Below are 12487 nucleotides of genomic sequence, written 5' to 3' on the forward strand. Positions count from 1 at the left end.
GCCGCCTCATTGGCGGCCATTCCGCAAAAGCGAATAATCAGGCCCGGTTGAGCCAAGCCATATAATCCGCAACCCCTTCGGCAACGGTTTTAAACTCGGCGTCATAACCTGCGCTGCGCAGCTTGGTCATGTCAGCCTGGGTGAAGCTCTGGTAGCGACCCTTGAGATGATCCGGGAAGGGAATGTACTCGATGGCACCCTTCTGATGATGCTTGATCACGGCTTCGGCCACGTTCTGGAACGGCTCGGCACGGCCGGTACCGCAGTTGAAGATGCCGGAATGCTGCGGGTTCTGCCAGAACCACAAGTTTACCTTGCAGACGTCGTCGATATAGATGAAGTCACGCATCTGACCGCCGTTGGGGAAACCGTCGCAACCTTCGAACAGCTTGGGATTCTCGCCCTTCTTCACCTGGGTATTGAGGTGGAAGGCGACGGAAGCCATGGAGCCTTTGTGCTGCTCGCGCGGGCCGTAGACGTTGAAGTACTTGAGGCCAACGACCTGAGAGTTGATCTCCGGCATCCAGCGGCGCACGTACTGGTCAAACAGCTGCTTGGAGTAGCCGTAGACGTTGAGCGGCTGTTCGAATTTGGGATCTTCGATGAAGTTGTCGTTGCGGCCACCGTAGGTCGCGGCAGAAGAGGCGTAAATGAACGGGATTTCACGCTCGATACAGTAGTGGAACAGATCCTTGGAGTACTCGTAGTTGACCTCCATGATGAACTTGCCGTTCCACTCGGTGGTGGCAGAGCAGGCGCCTTCGTGGAAGATCACCTCGATGCCGTTGTCCCACTCTTCAAACTCGTCACCGGAGACGATGCGAGCCTGAAACTCGTCTTTGTCCATGTAGTCAGCGATGGTCAGATCGACCAGGTTGACGAACTTGGTGCCGTCGGTCAGGTCATCAATGACCACGATATCGGTCCGTCCTTGAGCGTTCAGCTGCTTGACCAGATTGCTGCCGATAAAGCCAGCACCGCCAGTTACTACGATCATGGAGTTTGCCTCTCGTACGTTGATGGCTACATGTGACTGCTTGTTAAAGCTGTGTATAGTGAGCCAATTTGAAATTGCCGAAAAGTTTATCACGGGCCGTCCGGGGATTCGACCTTGTTCAAAACTGCCCCGAGCGGAACCTGTTGGAGGAATGAGTGATGAAAACCAGAGACAGGATCATTCACAGCGCGACCGAGCTGTTCAACGATCAGGGTGAACGCAACATCACCACCAACCATATTGCGGCGCACATGGGTATCAGCCCAGGCAACCTCTACTACCACTTCCGCAATAAAGAAGACATCATCCACTCCATCTTCGACCAGTATGCCCGTCACCTGAGCGAGAGCTTCGTGCCGACCCGCAACCGTGAAATCACCCTGCAGGATCTGATGGGCTATCTCGATGCCATCTTCTATCTGATGTGGCAGTTCCGCTTCTTCTACGCCAACCTGCCGGACATCCTGAGCCGTGACGAGCCGCTGCAACAGAAGTACCTCAAGGCCCAGGAGCAGATGCGATCCTCCGTGGTCGCGCTGCTCAGAAGCCTGCGCGAAGGGGGCATCATAGATGTCAGCGATGAAGACCTACCGGATCTGGGACAGACCATCAAGATGGTGGTGACCTGCTGGATCCCCTTCCAGATTGCCCAGGCCCCCAACACCCGCATCACCAAACCTCTGCTCTATCAGGGCGTGTTGAAGGTGCTGTTCCTGCTGCGCCCCTATGTGCAACCCCAGGTTGCCGGACAGATCCAGCAGCTGGAGCAGCACTACCGCCAGCTGGCCCAACCAGCTGGGTGAGATCTGTTTCACATTTGTTGAATATCAGCACAATCATTTGAATTTACCGCAACAGATTGCAGTAAAATGTCGCCCTCTGTTGATACGCAGCTGAAATAGCCACTAAGGATCGAGGATGTCTAACGGATTCTATCGTCACCTGACCGAGCAACTGAACCAGGTGCAAGCTGAAGGGTTGTACAAGCAGGAGCGCATCATCACCTCCGCCCAGCAGGCCAACATCGCCGTCGGCGGTGAGCAGGTACTGAACTTCTGTGCCAACAACTATCTTGGGCTGGCCAACCACCCGGATCTGATCGCTGCCGCCCATCAGGGACTCGACAGCCATGGCTTCGGCATGGCCTCGGTGCGCTTCATCTGTGGCACCCAGGATCAGCACAAAGCGCTGGAGCAGAAGATGTCTGCCTTCCTCGGCACCGAAGATACCATCCTCTACTCTTCCTGTTTCGATGCCAATGGCGGTCTGTTCGAGACCCTGTTCGGCGCCGAAGATGCCATCATCTCCGATGCCCTCAACCACGCCTCCATCATCGACGGCGTGCGGCTGTGCAAGGCCAAGCGTTATCGCTACGCCAACAACGACATGGCCGAGCTGGAAGCCCAGCTCAAGCAGGCTGACGCCGATGGCGCCCGCTTCAAGCTGATCGCCACCGACGGTGTCTTCTCCATGGATGGCGTCATCGCCGACCTCAAATCCATCTGCGATCTGGCCGACAAATACGATGCGCTGGTGATGGTGGATGACTCCCATGCCGTCGGCTTTATCGGCGAAAACGGTCGCGGCACCCACGAATATTGCGGCGTGATGGATCGGGTCGACATCATCACCGGCACCCTGGGCAAGGCGCTCGGCGGCGCATCCGGCGGCTATACCTCCGGCAAGAAAGAGGTGATCGACTGGCTGCGTCAGCGCTCCCGCCCTTACCTCTTCTCCAACTCGCTGGCCCCCTCTATTGTCGCCGCCACCATCAAGGTGATCGACATGCTGGCGGAAGGTCACGACCTGCGCGCACGTCTGAAAGAGAACAGCCGTTACTTCCGCGAGCGGATGAGCGCAGCCGGTTTCACCTTGGCAGGCGCCGACCACGCCATCATTCCGGTGATGCTGGGGGATGCCAAACTCGCCTCCGAAATGGCGAGCCGCATGCTGGCAGCTGGCATCTATGTGGTGGGCTTCTCCTTCCCGGTCGTGCCCAAGGGTCAGGCCCGCATTCGCACCCAGATGTCTGCCGCCCATACCCGCGAGCAGCTGGACAAGGCGATCGACGCCTTTATCCGCATCGGCCGTGAACTCGGCGTTATCTGATTTGAATCAAGGGGCTGCAGCCCCTTTTTTCTGCATTCATATTGAAGGAACAGCCATGAAAGCACTCTCCAAACTGCACAAAGAGGTCGGCATCTGGATGACGGATGTGCCGGCCCCCGAGCTCGGCCACAACGACCTGCTGATCAAGATCCGCAAAACCGCCATCTGCGGCACCGATATCCACATCTACAACTGGGACGAGTGGTCCCAGAAGACCATTCCGGTACCCATGGTGGTCGGCCATGAATATGTTGGGGAAGTGGTCGCCATCGGTCAGGAGGTGCGCGGCTTCGCCATCGGCGATCGGGTCTCCGGCGAAGGGCACATCACCTGCGGTCATTGCCGCAACTGCCGCGCTGGGCGCACTCATCTGTGCCGCAACACCATTGGCGTTGGCGTCAATCGCCCGGGCGCCTTTGCCGAGTATCTGGTGATCCCCGCATTCAACGCCTTCAAGCTGCCGGACAACATCCCGGACGAGCTGGCTGCCATCTTCGACCCGTTCGGCAATGCGGTGCACACCGCCCTCTCCTTCGATCTGGTGGGTGAAGATGTGCTCATTACCGGGGCAGGCCCCATCGGCATCATGGCCGCCGCCGTCTGCCGTCATGTGGGTGCGCGCCACGTGGTGATCACCGACGTCAACGAATACCGGCTGGAGCTGGCCCGCAAGATGGGCGCCACCCGCGCGGTCAACGTGGCCAAGGATAAGCTGGCCGACGTGATGAGCGAGCTGGGCATGACCGAAGGCTTCGACGTGGGGCTGGAGATGTCCGGCGTCCCGAGCGCCTTCCAGGAGATGCTCGACAAGATGAACCACGGCGGCAAGATCGCCATGCTCGGCATCCCCCCCTCCACCATGGCCATCGACTGGAACAAGGTGATCTTCAAGGGGCTGTTTATCAAAGGGATCTATGGCCGCGAGATGTTCGAGACCTGGTACAAGATGGCCAGCCTGATCCAGTCCGGGCTGGATCTCTCCCCCATCATCACCCACAGATTCCACATCGACGAATTCCAGCAGGGGTTCGATGCGATGCGCTCCGGCTACTCCGGCAAGGTGATCCTGAGCTGGGATAAATAGGCCGTTTCACCCCTTGGTTACTCGAAACCCGGCAAATGCCGGGTTTCTTTTTATCTCCACCACCCAAATTGCCGTGATATCGGCCAAAACTTTGTACGCAGACTGTTTAACACTTCACACACAAGCGTTTAAATGGCTGTAACTATTCGGTTATAATCCCGTCGTTTACATGGATAATAAAAGACTGCTGGGAGTATATGAGCGTGTTGAAAAAACTGAGCTATTTGCTGGCTGTCGGGATGACGGCCGCCAGCTTGTCTGGGGCAGTGCTTGCTGCCGATGAGATGTCACCGGAGGCCATTGCCGAGCGGATCAAACCAATCGGTCAGGTCTATACCGCCAAGGATCTGGAAGGTATTGCCGGCGCGAGTGCTGCTCCTGCTGCGACCGCCTCCTCCGGTCCCCGCGATGGCGAAACGGTATACAAGGGCGCCTGCTTTGCCTGTCACGACACCGGCGCCGCTGGTGCCCCCAAACGGGGTGACAAGGCAGCCTGGGATCCTCGCATCGCCCAGGGCATTGATACTCTCAAGAAACATGCCATTGAAGGCTTTACCGGCAAGTCCGGCATGATGCCTCCGCGCGGCACCTGTGCGAACTGTAGTGATGAAGAGATTGAAAACGCCATCCACTACATGATCGACAAGCTGTAAGTATTTGAAAGGGCCGCAATTGCGGCCCTTTCAATCTATCGGCTTCCGACTACTCTTGTAAGGTAGACATATCGGGAGTTGCACATGTCGGCCCAATCCATCGAATCCCACTACTCAACTCCTCTGTTGGCGTTGGTCTCTGCCATTATGGACTTCCCGGCGCCACAAACCGCCACATCTGACGATTACGATGCCCTGATCCAGCAGATTGACCAACTCTGCCCGCTACAACATTTCGGCATGCTGGGCCTCTCCGATACCGGCCTGAACTGGCTTTACGCCTACAAGGTCAGCGACATCTTCAAGCAACAGCTGGGCCGGGAGCAGTCCCGCATCACCGATCAGCTCACCCAGCTGGATGAGGCCGAAGGATGGTGCGTCTTCCCCATCGAGCATGGCCAGATACAGTGGTTGCTGGCGCGTGGCACCCCCGCCGACCTGCCGACCCTGCGTCTGCTGCTGGAGTGTCTGGCCAAACGGCTGACCGAAACCCAGGCGGGATCCCATCTCACCGAGCTGCCTTCGCCGCTGATCCGCAAAGACCCGAACTGGAAAAAGAAAATCGAAAGCATCAGCCGCATCATGCGACTCGCCAATACCCTGCCGGCTCAGGCGCTCTTCTCCCAACTGGAAGCGGTACTGCGCCAGATGCTCACCATCGAGGACATGCTGCTGGTCAGGTTAACCAGTCAGAAGCTGGAAAAGATCTACCCTGCCCATCCCCATCAGGGAGACGAGTTCATCAGCGGCTTGTGCCACAGCACCAGCAATATCGAGGTGAGCAGGGAGTCACGCTACTGGCACAGCATGCCGCTGCGGCTGCAACAACAGTACTTCGCCCACTTCATCATCAGCACGGCTCAACCGCTGGAGACCGACGACAAGCTGTTTCTCGACTTCCTGCGTGGTCAGCTCACCCTGCTGCTGGAGCTGAGACGGATCCGCCAGCAGCTCAACGACATCAATACCGAAGACTCCATCAACCAGCGGCTGCAACAGCTGCGTCAGACCAACCTCAGGCTGCAAAAGCAGCTCAAGCAGCATCAGGAGCTGGAACGGCGGCTGCAATTCGATGCGCTTCACGACCCGCTGACCCAACTGCCCAACCGCGCGCTGTTGATGAACCACCTCAACCACGCCATGACCCACTACAACCGCTACAAATCGCCGGGATTCGCGGTGATTTTTATCGATGTGGATCATTTCAAGCAGATCAATGACACCCTCGGCCACAGCGCTGGCGATCAGCTGCTCAAGGAGGTGAGCCGCCGCCTGCAAACCTGTATCCGACAAAACGATCTGGTGGCCAGACTGGGGGGCGACGAGTTTGTCATCTATCTGGACAGCAGCAAGAGCGACGATGACATCAGCCCGGTACTGAACCGCATCATCAGCCGCCTCTCCTACCCGTTCCGGCTACTCGGCAACGAGTTGAGCATTACCGTCAGCCTGGGGGTATCGAGCGTATCCGAGCAAACCTCAGATATCAGCCAGCTGCTCCATCAGGCCGATCTGGCCATGTATCAGGCCAAGCGCAATGGTCGCAGTCGCATCGTCAGCTACTCGGATGATTGCATCAATCAGAACTGGAATTCGCCGGAAGAGATGCTGGCCAGAGCCCTGCGGGAGGGGCGTATCGTCCCCTATTTCCAACCGGTGATCCGGCTGCAGGATAGCCGCCTGACCGGACTGGAGGTGATGGCGCGCTGGCTGACCGAGGAGGGGATTCTGAAAGATGCGTTCGACTTTATTCCGCTGGCGGAGCAGTGTGGTCTGATACTGGAGCTGGATTACCAGATCCTGCGCCACACCTGTCAGCAACTGAAGAACTGGCTGCCAATCTCCGGGCAGAGCAAGTTCAAGGTCGCCATCAATCTGTCGGGCAAGCATCTGGTCAACCATGACCACATCATGCGACTGATGGGAATTATCGAAGAGGAAGGGGTCGCCCCCGGCTATCTGATTTTTGAATTCAACGAGCGGGAGCTGTCGCGGCAAGATTCCGATGCGCTGGCCTCGCTGCACGAGCTGCGCGCCAAGGGCATCCAGATCAGCCTCGACGATTTTGGCACCGGCTTTTCCTCTCTCAACGCCTTGTTCCACTTCCCGGTGGACTACATCAAGGTGGATGACAGCTTTACCCAGCGGATGCTGCAATCACCCAAAGATTTGGCGCTGATCCGCGCCATGCGGGATATCTGTCAGGATCTCGATTACACCCTGGTGGTGGAAGGCATAGAGAACCAGCAGCAATTGCAGAAGCTAATCGATATTGGCTGCCGGATGGGACAGGGACGTTATATCTCACCACCCATGCCGGGCACAGACATAGTACCGCTGCTCACTCCGGCCAGCACTTAGGGTTAATCCTTCTTGAACATGGCGCGCAGATTGGCCACCGCCATCTGCCCCTTCTGCTGGCGCTCCTCGGCAGTCACCTTTTTCTGGTTTTCCCATTCAAGGTCATCCTGCGGCAGCTCCAGCAGGAAGCGGCTCGGTTCTGGCCGTACCGACTCGCCAAACTGACGCCGCTCCTTGCAGAGGGTAAAGGTCAGCTCGGTCTGGGCCCGGGTGATCCCCACGTAGGCGAGACGCCGCTCCTCCTCGACGTTGTCTTCATCTATGCTGGTCTGGTGGGGCAGCAAGCCCTCCTCCATCCCCACCATGTAAACATAGGGGAACTCCAGCCCCTTTGAGGCATGCAGCGTCATCAACTGCACCTGATCCGCATCATCTTCCCCCTCGTTGCGCTCCATCATGTCGCGCAGGGTGAGGCGAGTGACCACCTGAGCCAGCGTCATCGACTCCTCCAGCTCATCCCCTTCCAGCATCTCGGTGATCCAGCGATAGAGGGTAGAGACGTTCTGCATCCGCATTTCGGCCGCTTTCGGGCTGGGGGAGGTCTCGTAGAGCCACTCTTCGTAGTGGATCTCCTTAATCATGTCCCGCACCGCCTCCACCGGATTGCCGCGCAGCGCTTGATCGCCAAGGCGCACCAGCCAGTTGGTGAATGCCTGCAGGGCCACGAGTCCGCGCCCGGAAAGGTGCTGCTCCAGCCCCAGCTCGAAGCTGGCGGCAAACAGGCTCTTGCCACGTTGATTGGCATACTGCCCCAGTTTTTCGAGGGTAGTGGGGCCAATCTCGCGGCGCGGCAGGTTGACCACCCGCAGGAAGGCGGTGTCCTCATCCGGATTCACCAGCAGCTTGAGGTAGGCCATGATGTCCTTGATCTCGGTGCGGGAGAAAAACGAGGTGCCGCCGGAGATACGGTAAGGAATCCGGTTGGTCATCAGCGCCTTCTCGAAGATGCGCGACTGATGGTTGCCCCGATAGAGGATGGCGTAATCCTTGAACCGGGTGCGGTTCATAAACTTGTGTCCCATCATCTCGGCGGCGATCCGCTCCGCTTCGTGCTCCTCGTTCTTGGCGAACAGCACCTTGAGTTTCACCCCTTCATCCAACTCGGAGAAGAGCGCCTTGTCATAGACGTGCGGGTTGTTGGCGATCAGGATGTTGGCGCACTTGAGGATCCGCCGCTTGGAGCGGTAGTTCTGCTCCAGCTTGATCAGCTTGAGGCTGGGGAAATCTTCGCTTAGCAGCACCAGATTCTGCGGCTTGGCACCGCGCCAGGAGTAGATGGACTGGTCATCATCCCCTACCACGGTAAAACGAGCCCGCTCGCCGACGATCTGCTTCACCAGCTCGTACTGGCTGGTGTTGGTGTCTTGGTACTCATCGACCAGCAGATAGCGGATCTTGTTCTGCCAGCGCTCACGCACCTCCTGATTGCTCTTGAGCAGCAGGGTCGGCATCACGATGAGGTCGTCAAAATCCAGCGCGTTATAGGCCACCATCTGGCGGTGATAGCGCTCGTAGAGCTGAGCCATCAGCACCTCTTCCGGCCCACGGGCGATGCGCATGGCGCGGGCAGGCAGGATAAGGTCGTTCTTCCAGTTGGAGATTTGGCTGATAAGGGCCGAGAGCTTGTCCTTGTCGTTGTCGAGCTCGTCTTCAGTCAACTCTTTCAGCAGCGCCAGCTGGTCGGTGTCATCGAACAGGGAGAAGTTGGCCTTGAGATTCAGACTCTTGTGCTCACGACGAATGATATCGAGCCCCAGGGTATGGAAGGTGGAGACCATCAGCCCCCGCGCCTCCTTACGCCCCAAAGTCTGGCCGACCCGCTCTTTCATCTCCCGCGCCGCCTTGTTGGTAAAGGTGACCGCAGCGATGTTGCGCGCACTGTAGCCGCACTGCTGCACCAGATAGGCAATCTTGTTGGTGATGACGCGGGTCTTGCCCGATCCGGCACCCGCCAGCACCAGGCAAGGGCCGGAGACATACTTGACCGCTTCGTTCTGATTGGGGTTGAGCTTCATGGGCCGGATCTCTTGGCTTATGATGAGGGGCGGCATTGTACCAGAAATCACCCGACGAGCCGTACCTGCTGCACGGCAGGCAACCGCCATTCCGACTTATCGCGCCTTGTGTTTGGGCGCTATTTTCAGGATCATGGCCGACCTTTCGAGATGATGACTTTTTCCAGATGATGAGGGGAGCATGAATCAGCAACAGCACGACCAACTGCGCAGCCAGTTTCCGGCCTTGGCGCAGGAGGTAAACGGCCACCCTCTGGTCTATCTGGACAACGCCGCCACCACCCAGAAACCGCAAGCGGTACTGGATGCCATCGCTCACTACTATCGGATCGACAACGCCAACGTGCACCGTGCCGCCCACACCCTGAGTGGCCGCGCGACCCGTGCCTTCGAGGCCGCCCGCGAAACGGTCGCCCGCTTTATCAATGCGCCCCGCAGCCACGAAGTTATCTGGACCCGTGGTACCACAGAAGCGATCAATCTGGTAGCCCAGAGCTGGGGGATGAACGAACTCAAGACAGGGGACGAAATCATCCTCAGCACGCTGGAGCACCACGCCAATATCGTCCCGTGGCAGCTGGTCGCCCAGCGTACCGGCGCGGTGATCCGGGTTATCCCACTCGATAAGCGGGGCGATCTCGATCTGGCCGCCTATCACGCCATGCTGGGAGCACGCACCCGGCTGGTGAGCGTGGCCCACGTATCCAATGCCCTCGGTACCGTCAATCCGGTCGCCCAGATAGTAGAGGCCGCCAAAGCGGTTGGCGCCGTGACGCTGATCGACGGCGCCCAGGCGGTGGCTCATCTCGAGGTGGATGTGCAAGCCATCGGTTGCGACTTCTACGCCTTCTCCGGCCACAAGCTCTATGGCCCGACCGGCATCGGTGTGTTGTGGGGCCGCACCGAGCTATTGGAGCGGATGCCGCCCTGGCAAGCCGGTGGCGAGATGATCGATCGGGTCAGTTTCAGCGGCACCACCTTCAATACCCTGCCCTTCAAATTCGAGGCGGGCACCCCCCATATCGCTGGTGCTATCGGCCTCGCCGCCGCCATCGACTTTGTGATGGAGCAAGACCGGCAATGGCTCGCCAACCATGAACAGGCCCTGACCGACTATCTGGTCGCTGGCCTGCAGCAGGTACCGGGGCTACGTCTAATCGGTGAACCCGGCCAACGCGCCGGTGCGGTCTCTTTCTTGCTGGATGATATCCACCCGCAAGATGCCGCTACCTTGCTCGATATGCAGGGGATCGCCCTGCGAGTCGGCCATCACTGCGCCATGCCGCTGATGGAATCGCTCGGGATCGGCGGCACCATGCGCGCCTCGCTGGCCTGCTACAACAATCGGGACGATGTCGACGCCCTGCTGGCCGCCCTGCACAAACTCAGTGACTTCTTCTAAGGCAGACAACCGAATGAGTGACCTCGCAAGCTATACCCAGATTGGCCTTGAGCCCAACGCCGACACCATCCGCCAGCAGTTTGCCGCCGCTCACGGCTGGGAGAATCAGTACCGGCTCATCATCCAGCTCGGCAAGCAGCTGCCAGCGCTACCCGGCGAATGGCAGCAGGAGGAGTTCCGCCTCAAGGGGTGTGAAAGCCAGGCCTGGCTGAAGGGAGAACAAAGCGAGGATGGTTGCTGGCACTTTGCCTGTGATTCCGATGCCCGCATCGTGCGGGGCCTTATCGTCATCGTGCTGGCGGCACTCAACCACCAATCGTCTGCGGCGATCCAGGCTTTTGATATGGAAGGGTATTTCATCGAACTGGGGCTGGAGAAACATTTGAGCCCGTCACGGGGTAACGGGCTCAGAGCGATCGTGCTGGCGATCCGAGGGCGGGTTGTCTAACCCGCATTGTTCAGTGGTCGATTAGGCTTCGCCAATCGACCCAGCGTTTTCATTCCCGGCCTCTTTCTCGGCTCGGGCACCCCGCTCGGCAATCTTCTTCAATACCCGGGATGCGGCAACCAGCCCAAAGGTTGCCGTCACCGGCGTCACGGCGCCAAAGCCGGAGGCGCAATCCATCTTCATGGTGCCATCGCTGGCTGCCTTGGTCTGACAGGTGCCACCATTGCCATCCGGATAGCTCAGCTGTTCGGTTGAGAAGACACACTCTACCCCGAACTTGCGCGCCGGATTCTTACTGAAGTTGTGCAACCGGCGCAGGTCGGAGCGCACCTTGGCGGCCAACGGATCCTGAATGGTCTTGGCCAGATCCGCCACTGTGATTTGGGTCGGATCCATCTGCCCGCCAGCACCACCCGCGACGATCACCGGGATCTTGTTGCGCTTGCAGAAAGCAATCAGTGCCACCTTGGCCTTGACTGAGTCGATGGCGTCCACCACATAGTCAAACTCCCGCTTGATATGCTCAGCCAGGTTGTCGGCGGTGACGAAATCGTCCACCTCGATCACTTCGCAATCTGGATTGATGGCGCGAATGCGCTCGGCCATCACCTCGGTCTTGAGACGACCGACCGTACCCTGCATGGCGTGGATCTGGCGATTGGTGTTGGTGATGCAAATATCGTCCATATCGATCAGGGTGATCTGGTTGATACCGGCACGGGCCAGCGCCTCTGCCGCCCAGGAGCCCACGCCACCGACCCCCACAACACAGACCTTAGCCTGGTTAAAGGAACGCAGTGCGTTCTGACCATAAAGACGGGCAATGCCCCCGAATCGCTGTAGATATTCTGCTTTCATACCACCACCTTGCTTGAGGGCGGCCATTATAGCGACAACCACTGCCAGCGGCGATGGCAGAACCGGAGAAAATCGAGGAGGAAAAATGGAGAAAACGGCAGGGAAGAGGGAATAAACCGTCATTCCGCACCTAATTTTGGCTTTTTCAAAGCTTGACGGCGATCGGCCATTCTGATCTATTACTCTCTTTTGCAGGTAGATCATCATGGCCGCTCCCGCTATCTCTATCCGTAACCTCGATCACCTTGGTTTGGTCGCCGCACTCTGCCAAGAACTGGGCATTGCCCGCATGATCGATGCCGTGCTCCCCAAAACGCCCCCTTTCAAGGTCTCACATGGTCAAGCGCTGGTCGCCATGATAGTGAACGGCCTGGGCTTTCACAGCAGCACCCTGCACATGTTCCCGCAATTCTTCGCTAACAAGCCGGTTGAGCGCCTGATCGGCCCCGGGATCTGTGCTGATGACCTCAATGATGATGTGCTCGGGCGCTGTCTCGATGCCCTCTTCGACGCCGATGTCAGCACCTTGTATCAGGTGATGGCGGCGCAAGTCGTCGAGC

The 12487-nt window shown here is 58.4% G+C and carries 11 protein-coding genes; 8 read left to right on the forward strand and 3 right to left on the reverse strand.

Going from position 1 to position 12487, the window contains the following annotated elements:
* Positions 1 to 37: 37 nt before the first annotated feature.
* The gene (gene rfaD / locus AB5Y90_RS06185; protein ID WP_368166687.1) at positions 38 to 997 is read right to left on the reverse strand and encodes an ADP-glyceromanno-heptose 6-epimerase; all 960 of its coding nucleotides are present in this window, start codon (positions 995 to 997) and stop codon (positions 38 to 40) included.
* Positions 998 to 1155: 158 nt separating this feature from the next.
* Here rfaD and AB5Y90_RS06190 point away from each other — a divergent pair, with 158 nt between their 5' ends.
* The 5 genes from AB5Y90_RS06190 to AB5Y90_RS06210 all read left to right on the forward strand — a co-directional run bounded on the left by AB5Y90_RS06190 (position 1156) and on the right by AB5Y90_RS06210 (position 7204).
* Complete coding sequence (locus AB5Y90_RS06190) at positions 1156 to 1800, forward strand: TetR/AcrR family transcriptional regulator (protein ID WP_005340848.1); 645 nt, start codon at positions 1156 to 1158, stop codon at positions 1798 to 1800.
* Between the two features lie 115 nt (positions 1801 to 1915).
* Positions 1916 to 3106 (forward strand): glycine C-acetyltransferase, encoded by a 1191-nt coding sequence (locus AB5Y90_RS06195; protein WP_368166688.1) that lies wholly within the window; start codon positions 1916 to 1918, stop codon positions 3104 to 3106.
* Positions 3107 to 3161: 55 nt separating this feature from the next.
* Positions 3162 to 4190, forward strand: coding sequence for an L-threonine 3-dehydrogenase (gene tdh / locus AB5Y90_RS06200; protein ID WP_368166689.1), 1029 nt, complete (start codon positions 3162 to 3164; stop codon positions 4188 to 4190).
* Between the two features lie 197 nt (positions 4191 to 4387).
* Complete coding sequence (locus tag AB5Y90_RS06205; protein ID WP_058056430.1) at positions 4388 to 4843, forward strand: cytochrome c5 family protein; 456 nt, start codon at positions 4388 to 4390, stop codon at positions 4841 to 4843.
* Between the two features lie 84 nt (positions 4844 to 4927).
* The gene (locus tag AB5Y90_RS06210; RefSeq protein WP_368166690.1) at positions 4928 to 7204 is read left to right on the forward strand and encodes a putative bifunctional diguanylate cyclase/phosphodiesterase; all 2277 of its coding nucleotides are present in this window, start codon (positions 4928 to 4930) and stop codon (positions 7202 to 7204) included.
* 2 nt (positions 7205 to 7206) lie between these two features.
* Here AB5Y90_RS06210 and rep read toward each other — a convergent pair whose 3' ends face one another.
* A complete protein-coding gene (rep, locus tag AB5Y90_RS06215) occupies positions 7207 to 9219 on the reverse strand; it encodes a DNA helicase Rep (protein WP_368166691.1) in 2013 nt (670 codons plus the stop codon).
* Between the two features lie 181 nt (positions 9220 to 9400).
* Here rep and AB5Y90_RS06220 point away from each other — a divergent pair, with 181 nt between their 5' ends.
* Both AB5Y90_RS06220 and AB5Y90_RS06225 read left to right on the forward strand, forming a co-directional pair.
* A complete protein-coding gene (locus AB5Y90_RS06220) occupies positions 9401 to 10621 on the forward strand; it encodes an aminotransferase class V-fold PLP-dependent enzyme (RefSeq protein ID WP_307895919.1) in 1221 nt (406 codons plus the stop codon).
* 13 nt (positions 10622 to 10634) lie between these two features.
* The gene (locus tag AB5Y90_RS06225) at positions 10635 to 11069 is read left to right on the forward strand and encodes a SufE family protein (RefSeq protein WP_307895918.1); all 435 of its coding nucleotides are present in this window, start codon (positions 10635 to 10637) and stop codon (positions 11067 to 11069) included.
* A 21-nt stretch (positions 11070 to 11090) separates the two neighbouring features.
* On the opposite strand, the gene tcdA is transcribed toward AB5Y90_RS06225, so the two are convergent.
* The gene (gene tcdA / locus AB5Y90_RS06230; RefSeq protein WP_368166692.1) at positions 11091 to 11927 is read right to left on the reverse strand and encodes a tRNA cyclic N6-threonylcarbamoyladenosine(37) synthase TcdA; all 837 of its coding nucleotides are present in this window, start codon (positions 11925 to 11927) and stop codon (positions 11091 to 11093) included.
* Between the two features lie 205 nt (positions 11928 to 12132).
* Here tcdA and AB5Y90_RS06235 point away from each other — a divergent pair.
* On the forward strand, positions 12133 to 12487 hold a 355-nt coding region (locus AB5Y90_RS06235), incomplete at its 3' end, for a DUF4277 domain-containing protein (protein WP_368166452.1).

Source organism: Aeromonas sp. R4-1, assembly GCF_040908325.1.
GTDB lineage: Bacteria > Pseudomonadota > Gammaproteobacteria > Enterobacterales > Aeromonadaceae > Aeromonas > Aeromonas veronii.

What these genes read in the sequence shown, in the direction of transcription:
- AB5Y90_RS06195 (WP_368166688.1), top strand. Translation starts at nt 1,916, where the DNA reads ATGTCTAACGGATTCTATCGTCACCTGACCGAGCAACTGAACCAGGTG.
- tdh (WP_368166689.1), top strand. Translation starts at nt 3,162, where the DNA reads ATGAAAGCACTCTCCAAACTGCACAAAGAGGTCGGCATCTGGATGACG.
- AB5Y90_RS06210 (WP_368166690.1), top strand. Translation starts at nt 4,928, where the DNA reads ATGTCGGCCCAATCCATCGAATCCCACTACTCAACTCCTCTGTTGGCG.
- rep (WP_368166691.1), bottom strand. Translation starts at nt 9,219, where the DNA reads ATGAAGCTCAACCCCAATCAGAACGAAGCGGTCAAGTATGTCTCCGGC.
- AB5Y90_RS06225 (WP_307895918.1), top strand. Translation starts at nt 10,635, where the DNA reads ATGAGTGACCTCGCAAGCTATACCCAGATTGGCCTTGAGCCCAACGCC.
- rfaD (WP_368166687.1), bottom strand. Translation starts at nt 997, where the DNA reads ATGATCGTAGTAACTGGCGGTGCTGGCTTTATCGGCAGCAATCTGGTC.
- AB5Y90_RS06220 (WP_307895919.1), top strand. Translation starts at nt 9,401, where the DNA reads ATGAATCAGCAACAGCACGACCAACTGCGCAGCCAGTTTCCGGCCTTG.
- AB5Y90_RS06205 (WP_058056430.1), top strand. Translation starts at nt 4,388, where the DNA reads ATGAGCGTGTTGAAAAAACTGAGCTATTTGCTGGCTGTCGGGATGACG.
- AB5Y90_RS06190 (WP_005340848.1), top strand. Translation starts at nt 1,156, where the DNA reads ATGAAAACCAGAGACAGGATCATTCACAGCGCGACCGAGCTGTTCAAC.
- tcdA (WP_368166692.1), bottom strand. Translation starts at nt 11,927, where the DNA reads ATGAAAGCAGAATATCTACAGCGATTCGGGGGCATTGCCCGTCTTTAT.